General features: G+C 66.1%; 25 protein-coding genes and 1 pseudogene. 16 read left to right on the forward strand and 10 right to left on the reverse strand.

The genetic code is table 11. The features are described from left to right. Nucleotides 1-2 precede the first annotated feature (2 nt). The 4 genes and pseudogenes from Q7514_RS05690 to Q7514_RS05705 form a co-directional block, all read left to right on the forward strand. Nucleotides 3-740, forward strand: coding sequence for a sulfite exporter TauE/SafE family protein (locus Q7514_RS05690; RefSeq protein WP_330132279.1), 738 nt, complete (start codon nt 3-5; stop codon nt 738-740). 79 nt (nt 741-819) lie between these two features. Beyond that, complete coding sequence (locus Q7514_RS05695) at nt 820-1734, forward strand: SDR family oxidoreductase (protein ID WP_330132280.1); 915 nt, start codon at nt 820-822, stop codon at nt 1732-1734. Next, nucleotides 1735-2322: a TetR/AcrR family transcriptional regulator gene (locus Q7514_RS05700; RefSeq protein WP_330132281.1), complete on the forward strand. Its 588-nt coding sequence runs from the start codon at nt 1735-1737 to the stop codon at nt 2320-2322. A 98-nt stretch (nt 2323-2420) separates the two neighbouring features. Further along, nucleotides 2421-2706, forward strand: a pseudogene (locus Q7514_RS05705) (IS481 family transposase); the annotation flags it as partial. 389 nt (nt 2707-3095) lie between these two features. Here the strand turns inward: Q7514_RS05705 and Q7514_RS05710 are convergent. The 6 genes from Q7514_RS05710 to Q7514_RS05735 all read right to left on the reverse strand — a co-directional run bounded on the left by Q7514_RS05710 (nt 3096) and on the right by Q7514_RS05735 (nt 9797). Continuing rightward, nucleotides 3096-4187, reverse strand: coding sequence for an IS110 family RNA-guided transposase (locus Q7514_RS05710; protein WP_330132282.1), 1092 nt, complete (start codon nt 4185-4187; stop codon nt 3096-3098). A 305-nt stretch (nt 4188-4492) separates the two neighbouring features. Continuing rightward, entirely contained in the window at nt 4493-5959 is a 1467-nt protein-coding gene (locus Q7514_RS05715) for a peptide MFS transporter (RefSeq protein ID WP_330132283.1), read from the reverse strand. 67 nt (nt 5960-6026) lie between these two features. Then, nucleotides 6027-6407 carry a DUF3054 domain-containing protein gene (locus Q7514_RS05720; RefSeq protein WP_330132284.1) on the reverse strand — a complete coding sequence of 127 codons (381 nt, stop codon included), beginning with the start codon at nt 6405-6407 and terminating at the stop codon, nt 6027-6029. 43 nt (nt 6408-6450) lie between these two features. Continuing rightward, complete coding sequence (locus tag Q7514_RS05725) at nt 6451-7005, reverse strand: YceI family protein (RefSeq protein WP_330132285.1); 555 nt, start codon at nt 7003-7005, stop codon at nt 6451-6453. 134 nt (nt 7006-7139) lie between these two features. Beyond that, nucleotides 7140-8282, reverse strand: coding sequence for a lysylphosphatidylglycerol synthase transmembrane domain-containing protein (locus Q7514_RS05730; RefSeq protein ID WP_330132286.1), 1143 nt, complete (start codon nt 8280-8282; stop codon nt 7140-7142). Between the two features lie 39 nt (nt 8283-8321). Continuing rightward, a complete protein-coding gene (locus Q7514_RS05735; protein WP_330132287.1) occupies nt 8322-9797 on the reverse strand; it encodes an adenylate/guanylate cyclase domain-containing protein in 1476 nt (491 codons plus the stop codon). 216 nt (nt 9798-10013) lie between these two features. Here Q7514_RS05735 and macS point away from each other — a divergent pair, with 216 nt between their 5' ends. The 3 genes from macS (at nt 10014) to Q7514_RS05750 (ending at nt 12531) form a co-directional block, all read left to right on the forward strand. Beyond that, nucleotides 10014-11183, forward strand: coding sequence for a MacS family sensor histidine kinase (gene macS, locus Q7514_RS05740; RefSeq protein WP_330132288.1), 1170 nt, complete (start codon nt 10014-10016; stop codon nt 11181-11183). 10 nt (nt 11184-11193) lie between these two features. After that, nucleotides 11194-11817 (forward strand): response regulator, encoded by a 624-nt coding sequence (locus Q7514_RS05745; protein WP_408016048.1) that lies wholly within the window; start codon nt 11194-11196, stop codon nt 11815-11817. A gap of 63 nt (nt 11818-11880) precedes the next feature. Further along, entirely contained in the window at nt 11881-12531 is a 651-nt protein-coding gene (locus Q7514_RS05750) for a DUF1707 SHOCT-like domain-containing protein (RefSeq protein WP_330132290.1), read from the forward strand. 21 nt (nt 12532-12552) lie between these two features. Here Q7514_RS05750 and Q7514_RS05755 read toward each other — a convergent pair whose 3' ends face one another. The 3 genes from Q7514_RS05755 to trmB are packed head-to-tail and all read right to left on the reverse strand — an operon-like array spanning nt 12553 to nt 17237. Continuing rightward, complete coding sequence (locus tag Q7514_RS05755) at nt 12553-15756, reverse strand: MMPL family transporter (RefSeq protein ID WP_330132291.1); 3204 nt, start codon at nt 15754-15756, stop codon at nt 12553-12555. Nucleotides 15757-15765: 9 nt separating this feature from the next. Next, entirely contained in the window at nt 15766-16458 is a 693-nt protein-coding gene (locus tag Q7514_RS05760) for an NYN domain-containing protein (protein WP_054718760.1), read from the reverse strand. After that, entirely contained in the window at nt 16455-17237 is a 783-nt protein-coding gene (trmB, locus tag Q7514_RS05765) for a tRNA (guanosine(46)-N7)-methyltransferase TrmB (RefSeq protein WP_330132648.1), read from the reverse strand. The genes Q7514_RS05760 and trmB overlap by 4 nt, the downstream gene beginning before the upstream one ends. Nucleotides 17238-17270: 33 nt before the next feature. On the opposite strand from trmB, the gene Q7514_RS33165 reads away from it, so the two are divergent. The 5 genes from Q7514_RS33165 (at nt 17271) to Q7514_RS05785 (ending at nt 21959) form a co-directional block, all read left to right on the forward strand. Next, the gene (locus Q7514_RS33165; protein WP_408016040.1) at nt 17271-17471 is read left to right on the forward strand and encodes a pentapeptide repeat-containing protein; all 201 of its coding nucleotides are present in this window, start codon (nt 17271-17273) and stop codon (nt 17469-17471) included. A 10-nt stretch (nt 17472-17481) separates the two neighbouring features. Further along, the gene (locus tag Q7514_RS05770) at nt 17482-18066 is read left to right on the forward strand and encodes a hypothetical protein (RefSeq protein WP_408016041.1); all 585 of its coding nucleotides are present in this window, start codon (nt 17482-17484) and stop codon (nt 18064-18066) included. Further along, a complete protein-coding gene (locus Q7514_RS05775) occupies nt 18063-19439 on the forward strand; it encodes a hypothetical protein (RefSeq protein ID WP_330132293.1) in 1377 nt (458 codons plus the stop codon). Before Q7514_RS05770 ends, Q7514_RS05775 begins: the two co-directional genes overlap by 4 nt. Before the next feature lie 61 nt (nt 19440-19500). Beyond that, entirely contained in the window at nt 19501-19851 is a 351-nt protein-coding gene (locus Q7514_RS05780; RefSeq protein WP_330132294.1) for a DUF6802 family protein, read from the forward strand. A 275-nt stretch (nt 19852-20126) separates the two neighbouring features. Continuing rightward, nucleotides 20127-21959 carry a phosphoenolpyruvate carboxykinase (GTP) gene (locus Q7514_RS05785; protein WP_330132295.1) on the forward strand — a complete coding sequence of 611 codons (1833 nt, stop codon included), beginning with the start codon at nt 20127-20129 and terminating at the stop codon, nt 21957-21959. 77 nt (nt 21960-22036) lie between these two features. Here the strand turns inward: Q7514_RS05785 and Q7514_RS05790 are convergent, their stop codons facing one another. Further along, nucleotides 22037-22513: a VOC family protein gene (locus tag Q7514_RS05790; RefSeq protein WP_330132296.1), complete on the reverse strand. Its 477-nt coding sequence runs from the start codon at nt 22511-22513 to the stop codon at nt 22037-22039. Nucleotides 22514-22643: 130 nt separating this feature from the next. Between Q7514_RS05790 and cysK the strand changes: the two genes are divergently transcribed. The 4 genes from cysK to katG all read left to right on the forward strand — a co-directional run bounded on the left by cysK (nt 22644) and on the right by katG (nt 26987). After that, nucleotides 22644-23579, forward strand: coding sequence for a cysteine synthase A (cysK, locus tag Q7514_RS05795; protein ID WP_330132297.1), 936 nt, complete (start codon nt 22644-22646; stop codon nt 23577-23579). A gap of 8 nt (nt 23580-23587) precedes the next feature. Further along, on the forward strand, nt 23588-24166 hold the full coding sequence (gene epsC / locus Q7514_RS05800) for a serine O-acetyltransferase EpsC (RefSeq protein WP_330132298.1): 579 nt from the start codon (nt 23588-23590) through the stop codon (nt 24164-24166). Nucleotides 24167-24314: 148 nt separating this feature from the next. Beyond that, on the forward strand, nt 24315-24758 hold the full coding sequence (locus tag Q7514_RS05805; RefSeq protein ID WP_330132299.1) for a Fur family transcriptional regulator: 444 nt from the start codon (nt 24315-24317) through the stop codon (nt 24756-24758). A 39-nt stretch (nt 24759-24797) separates the two neighbouring features. After that, entirely contained in the window at nt 24798-26987 is a 2190-nt protein-coding gene (gene katG, locus Q7514_RS05810) for a catalase/peroxidase HPI (protein ID WP_330132300.1), read from the forward strand. The last annotated feature ends 7 nt before the right edge of the window (nt 26988-26994 follow it).

Raw genomic sequence — 26994 nt, forward strand, 5'->3', positions numbered from 1 at the left:
TCGTGACGATTGTCGATGTACTGCTGCTCGTCGTCGCAGGGTTCTTCGCCGGCGTCGTCGGGTTCGTCACCGGTCTCGCGTCACTCGTGTCCTACCCCGCATTGCTCGCGGTGGGGTTGTCGCCCGTCGCCGCGAACGTCACCAATACCGTCGCGATGGTCGGTGTCGGCGTGGGTGCGCTCAGCAACTCCGCTCGTGAAGTGGTCGACACGGGGCCGCGGGTGTGGCGGTGGACGGCATACGCGGCGCTCGGTGGTCTCACCGGCGCTGTCGTGCTCCTCGTCGCGCCACCGGGGTCGTTCGAGGCCACGGTGCCTTTTCTCGTCGCGTTCGCGTCGCTGGCCCTGCTTCTGCAGCCGAAGATTCGTGAACTGGCCGGTGGGCGTGATCTTCCCCGCGTGTTCGCCGCCGCACTGTTCGTCGTCGCGGTGTACGGGGGCTATTTCGGGGCGGGTGCGGGCGTCATCTTCCTCGCACTCACTCTGATCTGTACCTCCGAGTCGATCTGGCGCGCGAGCATCCTCAAGAGCTATCTGCTCGGCGTCGCCAACCTGGTCGCGGCGATCGGTTTCGCGTTCTTCGGACCGGTCCACTGGATCGCTGCGGCGGCCATGGCGGTGGGGGCCTTCGCCGGCGGCTGGTGTGGTCCTCCACTGGTCAAGCGGATCCCTCCGAACCTGCTGCGGGTGGGGGTGGCCATCGCAGGGTTCGGTCTCGCCGCGTGGCTTGCTTTCGGCTGACTCGGTACTTCGGGTGCTCTCGGTACTTCGGGTGCCTCGGTGACCCTTATATAAATGATCGTTCATTTATAGTGAGGATATGAATACTACGCTTCCTCTGGACGGCAAGGTCGCCCTCGTAGCCGGCGCCACTCGCGGTTGTGGCCGCGCGATCGCGGTCGAGCTCGGAGCCCTCGGCGCCACCGTCTATTGCAGCGGCCGCAGTACACGCGAGCAGCGTTCCGAAATGAACCGACCGGAGACGATCGAGGACACCGCCGAACTGGTCGACGCGGCGGGCGGCACGGGGATCCCGGTCCGCTGCGATCATGGCCAAGAGGTCGAAGTTGCGGCCCTGGTGGACCGCATCCGGACCGAACACGGTCGACTGGACATTCTCATCAATGACGTCTGGGGTGGCGATCCGTTCACCCGCTGGGTGAAGGGTGTGTGGGAGCACCCGATCGAGGACACTCTTCGGATCGTGCGGAACGGCATCGAGACGCATCTCATCACCGCGCACTTCGCGCTGCCGCTGCTGATCGAGACCGGAGGTGGCCTCGTGGTGGAGGTCGGCGATGGCAAGGCAGGCGTTCCGTTTCGTGGGGTCGTGGCCTACGACCACGTGAAGGAGGCGGTCGTGCGGCTGGGCTTCTCGCTGTCGGCGGAACTGCGCCCGTACGGCGCGACTGCGCTGTCGGTGACTCCCGGCTTCCTTCGATCTGAATCGATGCTCGATCATTTCGGCGTCACAGAGGCGACGTGGCGCGATGCCGCTGACTCCCACGGCGGCTACTTCCGCTACTCCGAGACTCCCCACCTGCTCGGCCGCGGCATCGCCGCACTCGCCGCCGACCCCGACCGAGCCCGCTTTGCAGGGCAGTGCCTCGGCTCGTGGGACCTCATGCACACCTACGGCGTCTCCGACGTCGATGGCGAGCGTCCGGACTGGGGCGTGGTCGACCAGGAAGCGCGTCTGGCCGACGCCGAGGACGCGCTTCCGAGCGTCGAGTAGATGCCGCGCCCGCGTACTGTCTCCGACGAGGACGTCCTCGACGGGGTGCTCGCGCTCGCTCATCGCGTCGGCCCGGGCAAACTCACGCTCGCCGCGGCTGCTCGCGAGGTCGGGCTCTCTCCCGCCACGCTGATCCAGCGCTTCGGCACCAAGCACGCGCTGCTGCTCGCTGCCGATCGTCGCGGTGTGGAACGCTGGGTTCTCCCCATCGAGGAAGCGGAGCACCCTTCACCGCTGGACCGGATCATCGAGGGGCTGGTCGGTGCTGTGGACCCCGATATGACTCCGGAAGCGATGGCCAACTCGGTGGCCATGTTGCAGCTCGACTTGGCCGAACCGGATTTCCACACGGTGGCCTTGCTCGGCGCGCGCCGGCTCCGCGCAGCGATCGAGCATCACCTGGAGGCGGCTTCGATCGCGGGGGAAATCCGTGACACCACGGACGTCACCGCGCTCGCAAAGCTCATCGAGACGACATACCACGGCGCGATGATCGGTTGGGCACTGCACCGCGAAGGGTCTCTCGCTGACTGGATGCGAGAGCAGATCGAGGCGGCCCTGCAACCCAGCCGCGTTCTGTCGTCCTGAACACGCGCATCCCCCACAGGGTGTCAGACGCAGGTGCCACCCTCATCGATGTGAGCACGTCCTCACCTCTACGCACGGTCGCCGGCTTGCTTCTCTGATCGCCGACGCAGCTGTCGACACGGCGGGAGCATCGGATCGTGTCACTGCGGTTCACGAAGCGGTGGGGGCTACACCGGATCGGCTACCACCTCGGAATCCCGCGCTCGACGGTCGGGCGGGTGCTCGCCCGCTACCGGATACCGCCGCTGCACCACCTCGATCAGGCCACCGGGCTCCCGGTCCGAAAAGCCCAGATCTGTCCGTTATGAAAAGCAGATCCCGGGTGAGCTGGCCCACGTGGACATCAAGAAGCTCGGGCGGATCCCGGACGGCGGCGGCCGGCGCATGGCCTACGCCGCGACCTACTCCTCAGACGATGCTTGCGCGACGACCTACACCGATTGGCTCCACCACTACACAACCTCACAGGGAAGTACAGCTGATATGTAGAGAAGTTTGTCAAGAGGGCAAGGTGAGGCGCCGTCGAGGAGCGACCCCGACGGCGCCTCGTTGCTTCGCCCTCGAGTCTGCGTGGTGAGCGTGTCGACAATACAACGCGCGGTCAGACTGATATACGCGGATTGGATACCGCAGGACGGGATTTCGGCTGGACCGCATCCGCGTGTCTAGGATCGAGCGTCGGTCTCTCAGGGCCTGCTCATAGCTGTTTCGCGGGTCGATCCACGCGCTGCCACCACCGAACCCATGGGACGAAGCAGTCCATCAGGTGGGCTCTAGCAATCCATCACCGCCAGCGACCAGCACCAACCCGCCAGCTCCCGGGCGATCGCCGCATTCGCGACGACGGGTCGTTTGCGGCGTTCGAGGAAGCCCACCCACCGCTGATGCAACCGACGATTACCTTCATCGCCTCGGGCGCGGGCCGCAGCCGGCGCCCGGTCCCACCGCGACCGCATCACCGCCCCGACGTGATAGCGGGCGCGGTGATGCCAGGCAGCTTCCACCAGCAACCTACGAGCGTGAGAGTTGCCGGTCTTGGTGATCGACCCCTGGACTCGGGACGGCCCCGAGGAGTACTCCGAGGGAACCAGCCCGACGAACGAGCCGATCGTGTTGCCGGTGAACCGATCCCAGTCCCCGATCTCCACCGCCAGACCGAACCCGGTCAAGGTGGATACTCCACGCAGGCAGCACATCCGGCGCACGATCGGGGTGAATTCACTCGCCGTGGCCATATCCTCGATCGCCGCATCGAGTCGTCGGCGCCGGGCCTGCATGGTGAGCACCTGGTCGTAGTCGGCGTCGAACGCCATCCGCGTCGCCGGCCAAGTCAGCTGGGGTGCGGCCTCGGTGCGCAGCCAGCGGTCGTGCGCTCCGGTCCACGCCTGTCCGCCGTAGTAGACGATGCCGTGCCGCAAGAGCAGTTTCGACAGGCGGTGACGGGCTCGCATCAGATCTCCGCGGCAGTCTTCACGGGCTCGCACCAGATCGCGGGCCGCTTCCTGATCCACGGTGGGGATCGCCACCGAGGTGATCTCGTCGAGTCGCAGCAAGCGGGCCAGGTGCAGAGCGTCGCGGGCGTCGGTCTTGACTCGGTCCCCGGATGGTTTCTGCAGCTTCGATGGGGCGGCGACCTCGCACCGCACCTGCGCGGCAGTCAACGCCCGATACAGCCCGAACCCGGTCGGGCCGGCCTCGTAGGTCACTGCTGCCGGACCCGGAAGGTCCGCGATCCAGGACCGGATGTGGTCGTAGGACGGGGTCAACCGTGTCTGGAATACCTCGCCGGTGACGCTGTCGATGGCTGCTGCCGCGACCGAACGTGCGTGCACGTCCAGTCCAATGCTCGTACGCTCGGTAAACACCGGGGCCTCCCACAATTGTCGGATAGGCCGGACAGGCGGGTTCGCCTGCTCGGTAACCCACGAATCTTGTGCGTGAGGCCTCGGGCCACAGCCACCGGCCCACAAGTCATCGGGGGTGTCCCTCGATCATCGCTTCACCTGCCTGTGCAGGAGACTCGATGTCAACGTGGAGCACGCGCAGCGCAGCGAGCATGAACGACGTTGACCTCGGCCCTGCGCGGGCGCACCCTGACCGGACCGAGGGGACACTCCTCAGTCCCCCGGGGAGGCAAGGTCACGCCAAGTCGTGAGTCACTCCATATCGTCTAGTGCACGCCGTGCATGAGCTTCCGGATACGTGGAGTGAGCGCGATCAGGATCAGGCCGACGGCGATCGAGGCGCCGCCGATCCACAGGTAGTACGGCACCTCGTTGTCTTCGTCGTAGTACCCGGCCAGAGTGCCGGCCATGGCGCTTCCCAGCGCGACCGACAAGTAGAACAGGGCGACCATCTGCGTGTGGAAGTTCTTGGGCGCGAGTTTCGTCGTCAGTGACAGGCCGACCGGCGACAGGAACAGTTCGGCCAGGGTGAACAGCAGCAGAATGCCGACGAGGCCGAGGAGAGGGGCACTGTTGGCGCCACCACCGGCCATCGGGATGAAGCACAGGAACGCGATTCCCATGATGATGGTGCCGCACGCGAACTTGATGGGCGACGACGGTTGCCTCGGTCCGAGCTTCGTCCAGGCGGCAGCGAACACACCCGCGAACACGATGATGAAGACCGGGTTGATGGACTGGACCCACGACGGCGGGAAGTCCCAGCCGAACAGATTGCGGTTCAGGCGTTCATCGGCGTACACGGCGACCATCGTGAACTGCTGTTGGAACAGTGACCAGAATACGGAGCTGGCGAGGAACATCGGGATGAACGACCAGACTCTGCTGCGTTCGATCGACGTGATCTGCTTGCTGGTCAGGATGAGTGCGAAATAGGCGACTGCCGCGAAGATCGTCAGCCCGACCACGATGTCCGACATGTTGCCGGAGGTGATGACGCCGGTCGTCGCGAGGACGGCGACGACGACGATCGCGAGAGCTGCCCCGCCCGCGACCCGCAGCCGGAGGTCGGCGGGGAGCGGATGCGGCGGCGCCGCGCCGATGTCGCCGAACTGCCTGCGGTAGATCGTGTACTGCGCGAGACCGAGGAACATGCCGACTGCAGCCAGGCCGAAACCCCAGTGGAAGCCGTACCGGTTCTGCATGAAGCCGGTGAGCAGCGGTCCGAGGAGAGCACCCAGATTGATGCCCATGTAGAAGATCGAGAAGCCGGCGTCGCGGCGGTCGTCCTTTTCGTCGTACAGGTCGCCGACCATCGACGTCGCAGTGGCCTTGAGGCCGCCGCTGCCGAACGCGACGCAGATCAGGCCCACCCCGACTCCGATGAACCCGGGAAGTATCGCCAGCGCGATGTGTCCGATCATGACGAGCACAGCGCTGTAGAACAGTGTGCGTTCGGCACCGAGGAGGCGGTCGGCGATCCAGGCACCGACGATCGTCGACAGGTAGACGGTGCCGCCGTAGGCGCCGACGATCGAGGTGGCCGCCAGCTGGCTCAGGCCCAATCCGCCGTCTGCAGCCGAGTAATACAGGTAATAGATCAGGATGCCCTGCATGCCGTAGAACGAGAACCGCTCCCACATCTCGACACCGAAGAGGTTGGCGAGGGGGAGCGGTTGTCCGAAGAACCGGTGGTCGGTCCTGATCTCGGAGGTCGGGGCAGTGTCGCTCATGACGTCACTGTGGCACCGACGTGCATTCGGCGTGGCCGATTTCGGCCCAACCATCACATGGTCGTGATCACCCGGTGCTCACGCGACGGCGGGTGACGACCCGGGCGATGACGCGCCACCCGATGAGCACGGCACCGAGGAACAGCGTCGCGACGATGACGAAGGCCGCCGCGGTGCCCTGACCGGTCAGGGCGCGCAGCAGCATTCCGCCGACGAGCGTACTCACCCACAGGACCAGACCTGTCGGGACGGCAGCGTAGGCGTCGAACTTGTCGCGGTAGAGCCATGCGGTGAGGAACCACCCGATGGTGAGCCCTCCGAGGAACGGCCAGGCCGTTCCGGCCAGGCCCACGAGGTCGAGCCCTTCGTCATGGCTGGATCGTCCGAGTGCGGCGAAGACGATGACCAGGATGACGTCGATGACCAGCGCGGGTGCGTACTTTCTCACGGGTCCAGGGTATCCCCGGTTCTCGTGGGCCAGGCCAGAGGCATCAGGCCTGCTGAATGGCCTCGATCTCGATGTTCAGGGTGATCTTGTCGCCGACGACTGCTCCGCCGCCTTCGAGGGGCATCTCGATGGTGATGCCGAAGTCCTTGCGGTTGATCACGGTGGTGGCTTCGAAACCGGCGACAGCGCCCTGGCCCATTCCCGGGTTGACACCGTTGAACTCGAGCGTCAGCTCGATCGGGCGGGTGACGCCGTGCAGAGTGAAGTCGCCGGCGAGAACGTAGTCGCCGCCCTCGGCCCGCACACCGGTGGTGGCGAAGGACGCGACGGGGTAGTTCGCGGCGTCGAAGAAGTCGGCGGACTTGATATGGGCGTCGCGGTCGGCGTTCTTGGTGTTGATCGAGTCGACCTGGATCTCGGCGTCGGCGGTGGCGGTGCCGTCCTCTGCGACGACGATGCTGCCGGAGAAGTTCTCGAAGGTGCCGCGGACCTTACTGACCATGAGGTGGCGGACGGAGAATCCGACGCTGGAGTGGACGGGGTCGATGGCCCAGGTGCCTGCGGCGAGGCCGGGAAGGGTGGTGGTGCTGGCGGTCATGTGGTGCTCCTTGGGGTTGTTCCGGTCGTGATGTTCGGTCACGATGATTCGGGAAGCTCGTTGAACCTTCAACTGCTTGCGAAAGAAGCATGACACAATCTAGTTGAGTTCGCAACTACTTTTGGTGAACAGAGTCATTCGGGCTGCAGCACCGTGCGTGCTGCGCCGGAAGCTGTGCCTTCCACGGAAGGGGCTGAGTTGCCCGTATCGGGCGCCGTACGTTCGGCGACCGGGTCGATCTCCGTGCCGGCCCTCGCTCCGCGATACAGAACCGCGACGGTGATCCACCCGATCACCGCAACGAACACGACGCTCACCGCCCGGTAGACGAACACTGCGGCGAGTGCCTGCGATGCGCTCAGTCCTGCCGCAGTGAGCGTTGCGATCAACGTGCCGTCGACGAATCCGAGACCCGCGGGTGCCAGCGGAACACTCCCGACCGCCTTCGCTGCGGTGAACGCGATGATCAGGCCTGCCAACGAAGGTGTGCCGCCGACTGCCCAGCACGCGAATCCGAGGCAGATCATGTCGAACACGCGATTCAGACCCGACCACGCGGACGCGGCCAGCATGTCCCGTCGACGAAGCTGCACCGCTTCGAGCTGGGACAGGGCACGTTCGAACACGGCGACCCCGGCGTCGGCCGGCCTCTTGGTCAGCCGGTTGAACCGCTCCAGATTCCATGTGACGAAGGTCTTGACCGACGAAGGATTCTGCGCGACATATCGCAGGCCGAGGAGCAGTGCACCGGCCGCCGCGACCGACAGTAGCAAGGTGATGGGACTGATCGACGAGCCGACGGCGAAGGCGCCCACGACCCCCAGCGCAGCGAGTGCGGCGGTGGAGATGACCCCCGACACCGCGAGCTGCCAGGACGCGACCACCGGGGTCGCGCCCCAGCGGCGTGTCTGTCGGTAGGTGAACGCGGTCGAGAAGACGAGACCTGCGGGGAGTGTCACTGCCATCGCAGTACTTCCATAGACCACCGAGGTCGACCGAGGCAGACTCACCTGAACTCCGCCCGCACGCAGCACTTTGCGGAGGAGGCCTGCGAACGCGCTCAGCGACAGGAGTTGCGCGACCACCGCAGCCGCGACCCAGCCCCAGTGCATCTCCGTCAGAGCTCGCCACGATTCGCTCATCGAGGGCCACAGGTAGATCCCCTCGACGACGAGGAGTGCGATCAGCGCAACCGCGAATACCCACTTGATCCACCGAAAGCGACCCCGTCGCGGTGTAGCGTCGGGGCCATCTCGGTCTTCATGCGGCTGCGCCACTCGGCCAGCGTATCGAACGCCGTCGACACGGCCGTATGGTTACCCGGTGGTAGACGCTGGTTCGGGAGATCGCGCAGGCCATGCCAGCTGTGTCATGCGCCCCCGTCCACGCAATTGGACCTCGTCGCCCAGCTCCCAATGGCCGCGCTCCTCGTCGTCCGCGAAATACAGAGCACTCGACGATGCGAGCACGCGGCTGGGGCGCAGTTTCGCGAGTTCTGTCAGCCGCGACGCCTCGTTGACCGGGTCGCCGATCACCGTGTACTCGAAGCGCTCCGCGGCACCGATGTTCCCGGCCACTGCCAGGCCCGCCGAGACCCCGATGCCGATGTCGAGCCCGGTGATCTCGTCGAGTGCGAACCGCAGCTCGCGTGCCGCAGCCAACGCGGCGGTGGGGGCGTCGGGGCGGTCCAGCGGTGCACCGAAGATCACCAGTGCGGCGTCACCCATGAACTTGTTCACGAACCCGTGGTGCTTGTCGACGACGTCGACGACCACCCGGAAGAACTCGTTGAGCAACTCCACGACCTCGTTCGGGGGTCGTTCGGCCGCGGTGGCGGTCGAGCCCACCATGTCGACGAACAACACGGCGACATAGCGCGTCTCGCCACCGAGTTCGGTGCCGTACTGCAGGGCCCGGCGTGCGACATCCTCGCCGACGTGCTGGCCGAACAGTTCCCGCAGCCGTCGTCGCTCGTCCGACTCCGACATCATCCGGTTGAAGCCCACCTGCAGCCGACCGATCTCACTGCCGTCGAACACCTCGACCTGGACCCCGGACGCGCCGCGCTGGACGCGTTCGATGGCCCAGCGCAGCTGCTTGATGGGGTCGGAGATCTGCGACGACGTCAGCAACGACAGGACGAGCGCGAGCCCGATCGACATCACGGCCAATGCCAGCACCGACCATGCAAGCGCGTCGGAGCCGAATTCGTTGTCGGTGGTCAGTTGTGTGACGCACAGCAGCACGATCCCGGCGACCGGCATCAGGGTGCCCAGACCCCACGTCATCGCCAGACGGGTACCGACACCGGGCGCCATGGTCCGATCGAAACGTCCTTCGCTCAGAGCGCGTGCCGCCACCGGCCGCAGGATGCGTTCGCCGAGCATGTAGGTGAAACCGAACGTGCTCGTCGCGGCCATCGCGACGGTGATCGCAACGGTCACCGCCAGCGACGGCATCTCCTCTGCGGTGAGGAACACGAACAGCACCCCACCGAGCAACCACAGCACGAGGTGCACGATCGCCTGCCGCAGAGGCGCATGCAGGGCAGCCATCTGCTCCGATCGCGTCGGCGGGCCGCCGCGCAATTGCCACCGCACCACGGACCGCAGCATCAACGCTGCCGCGCTCAGGCTCACGACCCCGGCGAACCCCAGGTAGACGGCGAAGACCGCGAAATTGCGGACCCGGTCCGCGATGATGTTCTCCGACTCCTCGATCGGCAGGCCGTACCGGACGAACGCGAACACCAGCATGGCGCCGAACAGATTCGAAGCGCCCATCGAGACCATGTAGAGCGGCCAGCGACTTCGCAAAGTCGCCGCGACTGCTCGATATGACCTCAACACGACTTCAAATCAAACCACTGTGCGGACGGTCACATGACCTTGTGGTCGCACTTGGGGGTGACCGAGTGGTTGGATTCACCGAAAAAGCGGCCACGAAGGCTGCGAAAACGAAGGCTGCGAAAACGAAAGCAGCCACGACCGAAAGCGAGGAGCGCGGAGATGGTGGACTCCATACCCGTGCTCTCGCGGACAGCAGACCCCGACGCTCCGCTGTGGCGCGCCGCGCAGGTCTTCCGATTGGTCACCGTCGTCTACGCGGTCAGCTCACACTTCTCGACCGTCCCGTACTACACCGACAAGTCGTTGAGCTGGTTCCTCATCGGCGTCCTTGTGGCGTGGTCGCTGACCTCAGCGTTGCTCCTCTCGCGCGGGCGGCGGGGACGCCCGGTGGTGGTTGCCGTCGACCAGATCACGGCGATCGCACTGATGGCATCGACCCGGTTGATCTCCGATCACGACTGGTACAGCCACCACCAGACGATGCCGACCACGCTGTGGGTCGCGAATGCTGTCATCTCGGCCGCGCTGTTCGCCGGTCCGCTCGCCGGCATCGCCTCGGCGATCGTGATGGCTGCGGTCAGCGCGGTGGTGCGCGACCAGGTCAACCTCGACCTGTGGGCCGACGCGACCGCGCCCGTTCTCGTCGCCTGCGGTGTCGCGATGGGATTCGCGATGAGGACCGCCCGGGCCGCGCACCGTCAGCTCGAGGAAGCAGTGCGGATCGCGGCGGCCACGGAGGAGCGCGACAGGCTCGCACGGCAGGTCCACGACGGTGTCCTGCAGGTGCTCGCGCTGGTGCAGCGTCGTGCGGACGAGGACTCGGGGCGCGGTATCGACCGGGCAGAACTCGCACGGCTGGCCGGTGAACAGGAGGAAGCATTGCGTCGCCTGATCTCCGAACAGGACACCGAGGTCGATCGAGGCGGACAACACGTCGACCTGACCGCGATGTTGCGCATGCGGGTCGACGGGGATGTCACCGTTGCCGCGCCCGCGGATCCCATTGTGATGGACCGGCCGCGCGCGGGTGAACTCGTGGCGCTCGCAACCACCGCCCTCGACAACGTCGATCACCATGCCGGACGCGACGCCAAGGCGTTCGTGCTGCTCGAGGACCTCGGAGACGAGATAGTCCTCTCCATTCGTGACGACGGCGTCGGCATCGAATCAGGACGGCTGGCCGAAGCATCTGCGCAGGGGCGTCTCGGCGTGTCGAAATCGATCGTCGGCCGGGCGCGGTGGCTCGGCGGTGTGGCGGAAGTCGAGACCGCGCCCGGCCAAGGCACCGAGTGGGAGATACGTGTCCCCAAGGAGGAACCGAATGGCTGAGATCACCGTGATGGTGGTCGACGACCATCCCATCTGGCGCACCGCAGTGTCCCGCGACCTCACGGAGTCCGGCTTCCTGGTGGTGGCAGAGGCCGACAGCGTGAGGACGGCCAGAGCTCGGGCCATGGTCGAACCCACCGTGGTGCTCATGGACATGTCGTTGCCTGACGGCAGCGGGACGGATGCGACCCGCGCAGTGCTCGACGTGTCGCCGCGGTCGCGGGTACTGGTGTTGTCGGCGTCGTCCGAACGCGCCGATGTGCTCGGTGCCGTGAAGGCAGGGGCGTCCGGGTATCTGGTGAAGAGCGCGTCGGCCGCGGAACTCGTCGAAGCCGTCGTCAAGACCGCTGCGGGGCAGGCCGTATTCACGCCCGGCCTGGCGGGGCTCGTGCTCGGCGAGTATCGGAAGCTGTCGGTGTCGAAGGTGCGTCAGTCGTCGGCACCGACCCTCACCGACCGAGAAACCGAGGTCCTGCGACTCGTCGCGAAGGGGATGTCGGCGAAACAGATCGCGTCGCGCCTCGTGCTGAGCCACCGCACGGTCGAAAACCATGTGCAGGCGACGCTGCGCAAACTGCAGCTGGCCAATCGGGTGGAACTGACCAGATACGCGATCGAACAGGGCCTCGACTGACGTTCTGAGTCATCTCGGGTTCTGAACCCTGCATCGTGCTCGGACGACTCTAAAGTGGTCGGCATGGACCCGAAAGATCTGAGAGTTTCGGACGCGGAACGTGAACACGTGGGTGAACTGCTGCAGCGCGCAGTCGGCCAGGGCATGCTGTCGCTCGGTGAATTCACCGAACGAATGGACACCGTGCTCGCGGCGAAGACCCGCGGAGACCTGAACCAGGTGCTCGTCGACCTGCCCGGTATCCAGATGCGCCCGGAGTTCCAGCAGCAGCCGCAGACTCCACCCGCACGGGCATACGAGCCACACGTCGCCACGGCTACTCCGCCGATGTACCCGGCGGGTACCGGGACTGTGCTCAAAGGCCGGATGTCGACGATCGCGCGTAAGGGCCGCTGGGAGGTACCGCCGGTGTTGCAGGTCGACACCGTCGCGTCGTCGGTGTCGCTCGACTTCACCGAGGCGGTGATGCAGACGCAGGTCGTGCGGATCGAGGTCAGCGACTACCTCAGCTCGATCAGCATCGTGGTGCCGATGGAGGCGACCGCCGACATCAACGGTCTCGAAGCCATCGCCTCGTCGGCCACCTCGAAGGTGGGCACGGGTGCCCCGTACGGCCCGTTGCATCTGGTGGTGACGGGCAAGATGCGCGCCGGGAGCCTGACAGTCGCGCACCCCATGGGTGCGCGACTGCGCAAGTTCCTCCGGGGAACCTGACCGCGCTGAGGACGACCCTTCCTACGGTCGGCGCTGCCGGGCGATCAGCTCGCTGACGCTGATCGTCCGCGCGTCGTCATCGTCGCCGCGATGGCGCCGGCCCTGGGTGTCGGGTCCGCCTGAATCCCGGCTCAGGGGTGGCCGACGGTGGTCGCCGCGCTGGGGCAGCTCCGGTCTGTCGTCGGGGTTGTCCGCGATGGGATAGTCCGGGTCCTGCACCTCGCGTTGCTGGGGTGTCTCGGGTTGCTGGGGTGCCTCGGGACTGCGGCCGGCGGCCGACGGTGCCCGCCGCATCTGCGAAAGCCAGCTCTCGATGGCCTGCGGATCGCGATCCTGAGGGCGAGGAGCCTGAGGTTGAGAAACATGAGGTCGAGCGCTCTCGCCGGTGTTGCTCGTCGGAGCCTGAGGACGCACGTCCGTGCGCGGCAGCGGCGGAGGTACCGATCCGCGCTGTCGCCGCGGTAGCGGCGGCATCGCCGCGGTCGGCGGCCGTTCGCGCGGGGGCTGGGCCTGCTGTGGAGGACCCTGTTGTGCCGGACCCTGCTGGAGCGACTGGGCGGGACCCTGCTGTCGCGGTGACCCCGGCTGCTGCGGACCTGCCGCCCCACGCCGGGGGAGCGGACCGCTCGCGTTGCCGGGTGCCGGCATTCCGCGGGTAGGCAGCGGAGGCTGTGCCGGACCCTGCTGTGCCGGACCCTGCTGTGCCGGATCCTGTTGACGTGGAACGGGCGGTTGGCCCGGCTGCCCCCGACGTATCGGTGCGGAAACCTGATCGCCGCGGCGAGGCGGAAGTCCAGCGCTGCCGCGCGGTGCCGGTCCACCCGGCTGACTCGGCTGACGAGGTGCGGGCGGACGTCCCTGTGACCGCCGCGGAGGCGGAAGATCGCGTGTCCGCCGCTGCTCGGAGGCCGGGCGCGGTGCAGCGATCGTGGGCATCGGCTGCGTCATCATGTCGTTCGCACCCTCTGCATCGCCGAACGCGCCCTTCGGGAACCGGTGTGAGCCCGTTGCCGTGATCGTCGAAGGTCCGAACATGCCGACGGTGATGAGCTCCGGGACGTCCTCGGGCATGAGTTCGTCGGCGAGGATGGGCTCGGCGAGACCCGCCTTCGCCTGGATCCGTTTCATCCATGCGGGCGCCCACCAGCAATCGTCGCCGAGTAGTTTCATCACGGCCGGGACGAGGAACATGCGGATCACGGTCGCGTCGATGATCAGCGCCGCGATCATGCCGTAGGAGATGTATTTCATCATCACGAGCTCGGAGAACGCGAACGCGCCGGTGACCACGATGAGGATCAGCGCCGCGGCGGTGATGATGCGACCGGTGTGGGCTGTGCCGATCCGGATGGATTCGGTGGTGCTCGCTCCTTGCGATCTGGCCTCGACCATGCGTGAGAGCAGGAACACCTCGTAGTCGGTCGACAGGCCGTAGATGATCGCGATGATGAGCACGAGCACCGGCGACATGATGGGACCGGGCGTGAAGTTCAGCAGGCTCGCGCCATGTCCGTCGATGAATATCCACGTGAGGATACCGAGGGTCGAACCGAGCCCCAATGCACTCATCAGCGCGGCCTTGATCGGTAGCACCAGCGACCCGAATGCCAGGAACATCAGCAGGGTCGTGAGTGCCACGACGAACACGACCATCAGTGGCAACGTGTCGAGCAGCGCCGCGATCGAGTCCTGCTCGATCGCCGGGGTGCCGCCCACGTACACCTCGACACCATCGGGCCACGACGCGGAATGCAGGTAGTCGATCGTGTCGGCGGTCATGTTGCGATCGACGAGACCGGCCTTGAGGACGCGGACTCCGTCCTGCGCGGGACCTTCGATGGAGAATTTCTCGACCAGCCCGGGCGCAGCGCTACCGGTCTCGATGATCTTGTTGAGGTCGCCGCCCTCGGCGCCCTGGACAACGAGCTTGACCGGTTCGGTGCGTTGGCCGGGGAACAGTTCGTCGAACTGCGCTTGCGCAGCGCGGGTCGCGTGATCCGGCGGAAGATAGGTCTCGTTGATGCCGCCGAACTTGATGCCGGTCAGCGGAGTGATGAGAAGCAGCAGACCGATGACCGTCGGGATGGTCACCTTCATGGGGTTGAGCATCACCCAGCGGGTCAGGCGGCCGAGGAAGCTGTTCTCGATCTGCTCGTTCGACTGGATCTGGCCGAACTTCTTCATGCCGAACTTGTCGATGCGCTTACCGAGGATCGCGAGGATGGCGGGAAGGACCGTCACCGACGTCAGCGCAGCCAGCGACACGGTCGCGATCGCACCGTAGGCCACCGACTTGAGGAAGCCCTGCGGGAACAGCAACAGACCGCCCAGGCTGGTGATCACCATGGTCGCCGAGAACACGACGGTGCGCCCGGACGTGATCACGGTGCGGCGCACCGCGGCGGCCGTTTCGTAGCCTTCGGCAAGTTCTTCCCGGAACCGCGACACCATGAACAGGCCGTAGTCGATCGCCAGACCGAGCCCGATCAGCGACACCACCGGGGCGACGAATGAGTTGACCTCGGTGAAGTTGGTGATCAGACGGACGATGCCGTTGGCAGCGACGACCGTCAGGCCACCGGTGATCAAGGGGAGTGCCGCGGCGATGACACCACCGAACACGAAGAACAACAGGACGCCGACCGCGGGGATCGCGAGGATCTCCATGCGCTTGATGTCGTTGGCCATCGTGTCGTTGAGCGCGTTGGTGACCGGCTGGAGGCCGGCGAGCTGGACGTCGACACCGTCGATGTAGAACACGTCTTTCACGTCGCGGAAGTTGTTCGCGATCTCGGTGTCGTTGTCGCCGGCGATCGCGATCGACGCGACACCGTGCTGCTTGGTTTCGTCGGCGAGAGCCGGTAGCGCCGGGGCCGCGTCGGTGGGCCAATACGCGCCGTTGATCTTGAGGATCTTGTCCGAATGCTCGGCGAAGATCGTGTTCAGGCTGTCCACGACGGTCGCCGTGAACTCCGGGTCGTCGATCGTCGTGCCCTCGGGTGCGGTGTAGAGAACCAGGACGTCACCGTTGGTGTCGCGGCCGAACGTGCCGTCGGCCAGCTTCGCGGCCGTGACGGACTCCGAGCCGGGGTCGTCCCAGCCGCTCTGACTGAGGTGGTCGTTCAGGCTCAGGCCGTACCCGGCGAGCCCGAGCAACGCCGCGACCATCACCGCAATGACGGTGAAGCGCGCGCGGACGACGAGCTCTCCCCAACGGTCGAACACGTAAATCTCCTATTCGGCGACGCTCTTGCGCCCCGCAAGAAGGGCTGAAAGCGGTCGGAACGGCTGCAGCCACGCACCCTCGTCGGGCAGCGTTTCGAGGCTGACTCGCGGCAGCGGCTCACGGAACACACCGGGGATGTCCTCGAGATCGACGAAGTCGAGGATCTCCGAGGTCACCGCCCAGCTTGCATGCTCGCGGAATCCGAGCACCTGCACTGCGACGCCGGCTGCGGCAAGTTCCTCGAGTGGTTCCCGGAACGCCTGCCCGTCCGCGGACGCGACCATCACACCGGCGAGGCCCTCGCTGCGCCGCAGCTCGATGTGCTCGAGCATATCGGAGTCGACGTCGCTGTCCTCGTCGATCTTGGGCTTGGCGAACACCGCGAAGCCCACGTTACGCAAAGCTTCCACCCAGGGGCGCACGACGTCGGCGCTGCCCGGCGCGATGTTCGTGAAGACCGTCGCTTCGGCTTCGAGGGGCGAGGTGCGGTGACGCGACAGGTCGGCCGTGCGGCCGAGGAGCCAACGGCCGAGTGCATCGAACCGCGGCCGGTATGCAGCAGTCGGGCGGCCACCGAGGATCGCGCCGAGGCCCATGTCGAGGTTCGGTGCGTCCCACACGAGCAGCACGCGCCCGGGTCGTTCGGTGCTCTCGATCAGGGCGGTGTCGGTCGCACCGGACACTTCTTCATGGACGCTCATGCTCCGATCTTCCCCCAGATCATCTCGGCGATGTGGCTGCCCACCTGGTGAGCCTTGTCCTCGAACTTCGTGACGGGACGTTCGTGGCTCACGGGGGACTCCCACGTCACATCTGTGAGCTGGGGTTCGGCGTTACCCGCCTCCAGGATCCACTCTGCATATTCGGCGTGGTCGGTCGCGACATGCAACACGCCACCCGGCTTCAGCCGGCTCGCGATGAGTGTGAACGTCTTGGGTTGCAACAGCCGGCGTTTGTGGTGCCGTGCTTTCGGCCACGGGTCGGGGAAGAAGACCCGGACGCCGGTCAGTGATTCGGGCGCGATCATGTGCTCGAGGACCTCGACGGCGTCGCCGCGCAGGATCCGCAGATTGGACACGGGCGCATCGGTGTCCGATGTGCGTTCGATCCGCTGCAGAGTCTGCGCGATGCCCGGGCGGTAGACCTCGATGGCGATCAGGTTGATGTGCGGCTCGGCCTGCGCCATCGCGACGGCAGCGGTGCCGGTGCCGGATCCGATCTCGAGCACGAGGGGAGCCGAGCGGCCGAACCAGGTGTCGGCGTCGAGCAGATCATCGCCGACATCGCGACCGAGTTCGGGCCAGCGGCGGTCCCACGCGTCCTGCTGCGGATCGGTGAGAGATCCGCGGCGAGAGCGGAAACTCGTCACCCGCGGGTACAGGCGGTTCCCCCTGGACTGCTGCTCGTCGAGCGTGTCGGTCGTGTCCTGATCGGCGTGGTTCACCCGACCATTGTCACGTATCGGCAGAGTGCGTGGCAGGAGTGACCGGTGTGACCACAGGGTTTTCTCAGGATGCAGGCCTCGGAGACCACGCTCGGGCGTGCAGGGACGTGGTCTCTGACACAATCCGTCGAAACGGCCGGGGGGCGTCATGACAGGGAAGTCGAACGCGCAGTATTCAGGCGCGCAGTATTCAGGCGCGCAATATTCAGGGGCGCAGTATTCAGGGGCGCAGTATTCGGAGTTGGGCGCGTGGTGCCGGATCGCCGATGAGGTGGATCGGTTGGATCCGGACGCCGGACGCATGCTGCACTCTGCGCTCGCCCGGCACAGCGCACCGTTGCGGATCCAGGTCGCGGGACGTGCAGGTGTCGGACGAGAACACGTGCAGTGCGCACTCGCCCGGCTTTGCGGGCTGTCCCGTGCGTTGGAGCCTGCCGTCGTCGATGTCCCGGGGGTCTCCGACCCCGTTCTCGACGCCGACGTGATGGTTTATGTACTGCCCGCCCGGCTCGATCCGACCTCGGTGCATCCTGCCGACCGGCGGTTCCTGGAAACGCTCGATTCCCGTCGCGTCGTTGTGGTGGTCACCGGCGACAGGGCAGTCCCCGGCCTCGCGATGCCCGTGTGCGCGCAGGACGATCCGAATCTGGAGACAATGATCACCGACCGTGTCGACGGTGCGCGCTCCAGGCGGTTCGAGGATTTCGTGCGCACGGTCGCGGGGATCGCGGCGTCGCCGCAGGCACGGGACGTGATCGAGGCGGCACTCGAGGACGCCGCCGCGTGCGGCCTTTCGGTGTCCGAGCCTGCTGTGTCCGAGCCTGCTGTGTCCGAGTCTCCACTGCGCGGGACGATGGTCCGGTGAGCGATGCCGACGATGTCCTGCGTCGCTGGAACCCGCGCGGCTGGGTACGGCTGCACCGATCGTCGGTCTCGGAACAAGGTGGGGCGGTGGTGCGGGTCGCGGGGGTGGCGGGATCCGGCCGCACCACGCTCACGGCCGAACTCACAGAACTCGGCGGCGTCGAGTATATGGAGGACGGGGACGCTCCGGTGGTGCTCATGGTGCTCGACGCGTCGTCGGTTCTCGGTCGTACCGAACTGGCCGAACTCGACGCGGCGGCGCGCGGCGCGGCCGAGGTGGTGTTCGCGTTCACCGGCATCGATCGGTATCCGGGGTGGCGGTCGATCAGCGACCGGGACATCGAACTTCTGCATCGGCATGCGCCGTGGCTCGCACGCGTGGTCGTGATCCCGGTGTCGGCCGTCGCTGCGGCCCGTGCACGTGAACTCGGTGGTGATGCCGGTCGGGTGCTTGCGCTCGAGTCGGGGATCGTCGGCGTGCACGAGGCGCTCCTCGCCGCGGCAGCTGCATCCGCGACGGGCCGGGCGACGCGCGCCGCAGTGGTGGCGCAGACCCGCAGCATGATCGTCGACGAGATCGCTGTGCTCTCGGCCGCCGACGACACCGTGGAGCTCCGCGCAGAGCGCGAACGTCTCGCGACGCGACCGGTCAGCGTCGAACCTCGCCCGGACTTCCCTCGAGCCCGGGTGGAACTGATGCAGGAGTTCGCTGTGCGAGTGCGGGAGGCGTCGGTGGTGTTGCGCGACGTGCTGGACGAGGGCTCCGCCGATCCGGGCAGCGTGGAGCTTCTGCTGACTGCGCATTCACAGCGTCTCCGGGACGAGGTCGCGGCCGCCGTCGAGCGCAGGCTCGGAGTTGTGGCGCAGCCGCCGAGTGCGGAACCGGTTCCCGTCCCACAGGTGCCCGGCCGTCGCCTCGATGATCGCCTTGCGCTCGTGTTGGGGGCATCTGCCGGTGCGGGCCTCGGTCGAATGGCGGCCACGATGCTCGGCGCGATTCCGGTGTCGGTGTCGGTGCTGGTGACGGTGGTGTGTGGGGCGGTGGCCGCGTGGTGGCTGGTTCGCCTGCGCAGACAGCTGGCGCGTCGCGAGCTGATGCGTCGGTGGGTCGTCGACGAGTTGAGCTCGCTTCGCGCGGACCTCGAGGCGTGGATCCGCACGATGGCGTTCGACGCAGAATCGAAGCTCGGCCACGACGCTGCCGCGCGGGAGCGCGCACGCACCAGCGATCTGCACGAGCGGGTGGCAGCGATCGACGCGCGGATCCGTCGACGCATCGGAGAACAGCGGGCCCGTATCGCGGCGTGTGAACGGGACCTGTCGATCTTGAATCAGGTGGAACCGATCGATCATCCGGTGCGTCCAATGAGGTGAGGGAGCGGCTCAGGAGAACACCGCAGAGCAAGCACCGCAGAACCGGATCTCAGGAGCAGGCATGGCGGACACATTCCTCGGGCCCGACGGGCTCGGCGACCAGCACCTCGGCGGCCTCGACGTGTTCGATGCTGCGAGCGCCGCCGCATGGGCGGATTCGGTGGACGCGACGACCGACCTCGACGGTGACGGGTTCCACGACACCGTCGCCTTCGACAATGGGCTCGGTGCGCTGGTCGTGGCCACCGACACCGATCTCGACGGTCGCACCGATCGGCTCACTGCCGTCGCCGACGACGGAGAATTCGGTGTCTGGGAGTTCCACCGCGAGCTCGACGGAACACCCAGGTGGGACAGGATCGACGAAGGTACGATCGGAATGGACGAAAGTCATTCGACCGAGCACAAGTGAGGCGTATCGCCTGTACGAGTACGGAAGAGGGATGTATTCTGCGCGCCTCTGAATCGTTTCTGTGACATTTCCGACCGGCCCCGAGTGTTCCCGGCTGGTAGTCCAGCGTTAACCTCTATGAATAGGACATCCGGCGCCCGCGTCCTCCGTTCGGCCACGGACGAAGCGGGTGGTACCCCTGCCGAGAGGGGAAAGCCCGGGTTCGCCGCTGTCACTGCATTACAGATGCAGGTCGGGGGAGGGATCCGGTTCCGGGCACACCCCAGGAGAGTTTGATGACCTCAGCGACCATTCCCGGTTTGAACGGTACCGACGACAAGCTCCCGACCCAGCATGCCGAGCTGCTTGCGTGGGTCCAGGAGGTTGCCGAGCTCACCCAGCCCGATCGCGTCGTGTGGGCCGACGGATCCGACGAGGAATGGGAACGGCTGACTACTCAGCTCGTCGAAGCCGGCACCTTCACGCGTCTCAACGACGAGAAGAAGCCCAACTCGTTCCTCGCGAACTCCGACCCGTCGGATGTCGCGCGCGTCGAGTCCCGCACATACATCTGCAGCGAGAACGAGATCGACGCGGGCCCGACCAACAACTGGATGGCGCCCGACGAGATGCGCGCCACGATGACCGAGCTGTACCGCGGCAGCATGCGCGGACGCACTCTCTACGTCGTGCCGTTCTGCATGGGTCCGCTCGGCGCCGACGATCCCAAGCTGGGTGTCGAGCTCACCGACTCGGAGTACGTCGTCGTCTCCATGCGCATCATGACCCGCATGGGTGCCGCTGCTCTCGAGAAGATGGGCGTCGACCGCCCGTTCGTCAAGGCGCTGCACTCGGTGGGTGCGCCTCTCGAGGCGGGCCAGCAGGACGTGGTGTGGCCGTGCAACGACACGAAGTACATCACCCACTTCCCCGAATCCCGGGAGATCTGGAGCTACGGTTCCGGCTACGGCGGCAACGCACTGCTCGGCAAGAAGTGCTACTCGCTGCGTATCGCATCGGCGATGGCCCACGACGAGGGCTGGCTCGCCGAGCACATGCTGATCCTGAAGCTGATCTCGCCCGAGAACAAGCCGTACTACATCGCCGCGGCGTTCCCGTCGGCGTGTGGCAAGACCAACCTTGCGATGATCCAGCCGACCATCCCCGGCTGGCGCGCCGAGACCCTCGGCGACGACATCGCGTGGATGCGTTTCGGTGAGGACGGCCGTCTCTACGCCGTCAACCCGGAGTTCGGTTTCTTCGGTGTCGCGCCCGGCACCAGTGCTGATTCGAACCCGAACGCGATGCACACCATCGAGGCCGGCAACACGATCTACACCAACGTTGCGAAGACGGACGATGGCGACGTCTGGTGGGAGGGTATCGGAGGCGAGGCTCCCGCCCACCTGACCGACTGGCTCGGCAACGACTGGACCCCGGAGTCCGATACAAAGGCCGCACATCCGAACTCGCGCTACTGCACCCCGATGTCGCAGTGCCCGATCCTCGCCCCCGAGTGGGACGATCCGCAGGGGGTGCCGATCTCGGCGATCCTGTTCGGTGGCCGCCGTAAGACGACGGTTCCGCTCGTCAGCGAATCCTTCGACTGGCAGCACGGCACCTTCCTCGGCTCGACTCTGTCGTCCGAGCAGACTGCCGCTGCCGAGGGCAAGGTCGGCAACGTTCGCCGCGACCCGATGGCGATGCTGCCGTTCCTCGGCTACAACGCAGGCGACTACCTGAACCACTGGATCAACCTCGGCAAGAACGCCGACGAAACCAAGCTGCCGAAGATCTTCTACGTCAACTGGTTCCGTCGGGGCGAGGACGGCCGCTTCCTGTGGCCCGGTTTCGGCGAGAACTCTCGTGTGCTGAAGTGGATCGTCGATCGCATCGAGCACAAGGCCGACGCCCAGTCCACGGCAATCGGCTACGTGCCGACCGCAGCCGACCTGACCCTCGACGGCCTCGATGTGGACGCTGCCGACGTCGACGAGGCCCTGAAGGTCGACGTCGACGAGTGGAAGGCCGAGATCGACGGCATCGCCGAGTGGTTCGAGTTCCTCGGTGAGAAGGTGCCCTCGGGCATCCGCGACGAGTTCGAGGCTCTGAAGCAGCGCCTCGGCTGATCGATCGAACGACACCATGAATGCCCCGCCGGGTTCAGTCCGGGCGGGGCATTCGGCGTCTCGGGTGCGATTGCAGCTCAGCTGCTCTGCGAGGCCAGCCATTCGTCGATGCGCCGCTTCGCTTCGTCGGGGGAGACGTCCTCGACTCGGGTCATGATCGCCCACCGGTGTCCGAACGGGTCGAGGATCGTCGCGAACCGGTCGCCGGTGACGAACGTCGAGGGCTGCTCGAAGACATGTGCGCCGAGTTCTACGGCCCGCGCGAACACCACGTCGGAGTCGGCGCAGTACAGCACGTACGAGTGGTTCACGTCGTTCGTTCCGTCCGGGGCGTGCAGGCCCATCGTCGGGATGGGGTCGCTCAACTGCATGCGACCGTTACCCAGATCGAGTTCCGCGTGCGCCACGGAGCCGTCGGGACCGTCGGTGCGGTCGACGAGTGCAGCCCCGAACGCGTCGCAGTAGAAATCGATGGCCTTCGCGGCCCCGTCGACGACGAGAAACGGAGTGAGGGTGGTGTAACCCTCGGGAATGGGATTCACGGAATTCGTCATGCTCCCCAGTGTTGGACCTGAGGGTCGCACCTGTATTGAAGGAACCCGACATGGTGCGTCGTGGGCAACATGATGCAATAGGTATATCGCACACCACAGCCGGTCCCTGGCGGCCGGGAGAGGATCAGCTATGAGCGGGATCTACAACAATGTCACCGAGCTCGTCGGTCGTACCCCGATCGTCAAGCTCAACCGGCTGACCGAGGGCCTCGGCGCAACCGTCGCTGCCAAGCTCGAGTTCTACAACCCGGCCAACAGCGTCAAGGATCGAATCGGCGTGGCGATCATCGACGCCGCCGAGAAGTCCGGCGCACTGAAGCCCGGTGGCACGATCGTCGAGGGCACCTCCGGCAACACCGGTATCGCGCTCGCCATGGTCGGCGCAGCCCGCGGCTACAAGGTGATCCTCACGATGCCGGAGACGATGTCGACCGAGCGCCGCGTCATGCTCCGCGCCTACGGTGCCGAAATCGTCCTCACCCCGGGTGCCGAGGGCATGGCCGGTGCGGTCGCGAAGGCCAAGGAAATCGTCGAGTCGACCGAGAACGCGGTGTCGGCGAGCCAGTTCGCGAACCCCGCCAACCCGCAGATCCACCAGGACACCACCGGCGAAGAGGTCTGGAACGACACCGCCGGCGAGATCGACATCTTCGTCGCGGGTATCGGCACGGGTGGCACGCTCACCGGTGTCGGCCGCAACCTCAAGGCCCGCAAGCCCGGTGTGCAGATCATCGGTGTCGAGCCCGCCGATTCGCCGATCCTCACGGGCGGCAACCCCGGCCCGCACAAGATCCAGGGCCTCGGCGCCAACTTCGTTCCCGAGGTACTCGACCGGGAGATCTACGACGAGATCATCGACGTCCAGTTCGACGACGCCGTGAAGATCGGTCGCGCTCTCGGCACCGACGAAGGCATCCTCGGCGGCGTGTCGGCCGGCGCGAACGTGTGGGCCGCTCTCGAGGTCGCCAAGCGCCCCGAGAACGCGGGCAAGCTGATCGTCGTGGTCGTGCCCGATTTCGGCGAGCGCTACATCTCGACGCCGCTGTTCGAGCACATCCGGGACTGATCGTCGCTGTGAGCATTATTCGTACTCTCCGCGAGGACCTGCAGGCTGCGCGCGGCAACGATCCCGCCGCGCGCAGCAATGTGGAGAACGCGGTCGTGTACTCCGGTCTGCACGCGATCTGGTCGCATCGCGTCGCGCACCGGATGTGGGCGGTGCCCGCATTGAAGGGACCGGCGCGGATCCTTTCGCAGTTCACCCGGTTCCTCACCGGAATCGAGATCCATCCCGGTGCGACGATCGGCCGGCGCTTCTTCATCGACCACGGTATGGGCGTGGTCATCGGTGAAACAGCGGAGGTCGGAGACGACGTCATGCTGTATCACGGTGTGACGCTCGGCGGCCGGTCGCTCGCGAAGGAGAAGCGGCATCCGACGCTCGGCGATCGCGTCACCGTCGGCGCGGGAGCCAAGGTCCTCGGACCTGTCGTGATCGGCGCGGACAGCGCGATCGGCGCCAACGCGGTCGTCACACACGACGTGCCGGCCGACTCGATCGCCACGGGTATCCCTGCGACTGTCCGGTCGCGGAAGAAACATGAACCGCTGGTGGATCCGACCACCTACATCGATCCGGCGATGTACATCTGACGGGGCTTCGCCCCAGCCCGACGCCCCCTCCCCACGGTGATGGAAACCTTCATTCGGTCGACGAAATGAAGGAACCGCTCACCCGGGTGGGGGCGTTTCTGTCCCGAAAACGCGACTCGTTCCAGAAAAGTGCGCCATAGTAGGTGGCGTGTCCCCAACACCCGGATACGTAGCGCAACTGCGTGGTGCAGGGCTGCGTGTGACCCGTCCTCGGGTCGCGGTGCTCGAGGCGGTCCACGGTCATCCGCACTCCGACACCGACACGATCTTCGGCGCGGTGCGCACCGTGCTACCCGACGTGTCCCGTCAAGCCGTGTACGGCGTACTCCACGCACTGACCGCAGCCGGACTGATCCGGTGTATCCAGCCCGCCGGTTTCATTGCCCGGTACGAATCCCGGGTCGGCGACAACCATCATCACGTCGTGTGCCGCGTGTGCGGCGCGATCGAGGACGTGGACTGCGCGGTGGGACAGGCGCCCTGTCTCACCGCGTCCGACCCGAACGGTTTCGTCGTGGATGAAGCCGAGGTCGTCTACTGGGGCACGTGTGCCGTCTGCTCGACACCACAGGTTGCACGATCCGATCCGTAATCGCGGTCGCTACAACCACTCTGGGAAGGAAGGGCCGAAGTGTCCAACAGTGAAAGCGAAAATCCGGTCATCGAGTCGCCGAAGCCGAAAGCGCACCGTCCGCGGAGTAACCGAGACTGGTGGCCAGAACAGGTCGATCTCTCAGTTCTGCACGCACATTCGTCGAAGTCGAATCCGCTCGGCGCCGACTTCGACTATCCGTCCGCTTTCGCCGAGCTCGATGTGGACGCGCTCGAGGCCGATGTCATCGCAATGATGACCCAGTCGCAGGACTGGTGGCCCGCGGACTTCGGGCATTACGGCGGGCTGTTCATCCGATTGAGCTGGCACGCCGCGGGTACCTACCGAATCAGCGACGGGCGCGGCGGCGGCGGACAGGGAGCGCAGCGGTTCGCACCGCTCAACAGCTGGCCCGACAACGCCAACCTGGACAAGGGCCGTCGCCTCCTGTGGCCGATCAAGCAGAAGTACGGCAACAAGATCTCGTGGGCGGATCTGCTGGTCCTCGCAGGCAACTGCGCGCTGAAGTCGATGGGCTTCAAGACGTTCGGCTTCGGCTTCGGCCGCCCCGACATCTGGGAGCCCGAGGAAGTGTACTTCGGTCTCGAGGACGAGTGGCTCGGCACCGACAAGCGTTACACCGGCAAGCGCGAGCTCGAGAAGCCCCTCGGCGCGACCACCATGGGCTTGATCTACGTCAATCCCGAAGGTCCGGAGGGGCAACCGGATCCGGTCGCCGCGGCCTTCGACATCCGCGAGACGTTCGGTCGGATGGCGATGAACGACGAGGAAACCGCCGCTCTGATCGTCGGCGGCCACACCTTCGGCAAGACTCACGGAGCCGGCGACGGCGATCTCGTCGGACCCGAGCCGGAAGCGGCTCCGATCGAGCAGCAGGGGCTCGGCTGGAAGAGCTCTCACGGCAGCGGCAAGGGGGGTGACACCGTCACCAGCGGTCTCGAAGTGGTGTGGACTCCCACACCGACCCAGTGGGACAACAGCTTCCTCGAAACTCTCTACGGATTCGAGTGGGAGCTGACGAAGAGCCCGGGCGGGGCGTGGCAGTACACGGCGAAGGACGGTGCCGGTGCGGGAACGATTCCCGACCCGTTCGGAGGTCCGGGCCGCGCCCCCACGATGCTCGTCACCGACGTGTCGATGCGCGAAGATCCCATCTACCGTGAGATCACCCAGCGCTGGCTCGAGCATCCCGAAGAGCTGGAATTGGCGTTCGCGAAGGCGTGGTACAAGTTGCTCCACCGCGACATGGGTCCGCTCAGCCGGTATCTCGGTCCGTGGATCCCGGAGCCGCAGCTGTGGCAGGATCCGGTACCGGTCGTCGACCACCCGCTCATCGACGACGCGGACGCTGCCGCGCTGAAGGCGAAAGTGCTGGAGTCGGATCTGTCGGTACAGCAGCTCATCGGTACGGCATGGTCAGCCATTGCGAGCTTCCGCAGTACCGACATGCGGGGCGGCGCGAACGGTGCCCGTATCCGTCTCGAGCCGCAGAAGAGCTGGGAGTCCAACGAACCAGACGTGCTGAACGCAGTTCTGCCCGTGCTCGAACAGATCAAGCACGACTTCGATGGTTCAGCAGCCGGTGGCAAGAAGGTCTCACTCGCCGACCTCATCGTCCTGGCTGGGGACGCCGCGGTCGAGAAGGCCGCCGCGGATGCGGGAGTCACCGTCACGGTGCCGTTCACTCCGGGCCGCACCGACGCGTCGCAGGAGGACACCGACGTCGACTCGTTCGAGGTCCTCGAGCCGCGTGCCGACGGATTCCGCAACTATGCGCAGGACGGCGAGAAGGCCCCGTTCGAGCACCTGCTCGTCGAACGCGCGTACATGCTCAACCTGACAGCGCCCGAACTGACAGTGCTCATCGGCGGTATGCGTGCGCTCGGTGCCAATTACGGCGGTAGCAAGCACGGTGTGTTGACCGACCGTCCGGGAACATTGACGACCGACTTCTTCGTGAATCTGCTCGACATGGGTACCGAGTGGTCTACTTCGGAGACATCGGAGAACCTGTACGAGGGCCGCGACCGCGGGACCGGAGCAACGAAGTGGACTGCGACGTCGGCCGATCTGGTATTCGGTTCGCATTCGCAGTTGCGTGCGCTCTCGGAGGTCTACGCCTCTGCCGGTGCGGAGCGCAAGTTCGTCGACGACTTCGTCTCCGCGTGGACGAAGGTGTCGAACCTGGACCGTTTCGACGTGAAGTAGTCCCTCG

The sequence above is a fragment of the Rhodococcus artemisiae genome (genome assembly GCF_036327795.1).
Lineage (GTDB): Bacteria > Actinomycetota > Actinomycetes > Mycobacteriales > Mycobacteriaceae > Rhodococcus > Rhodococcus artemisiae.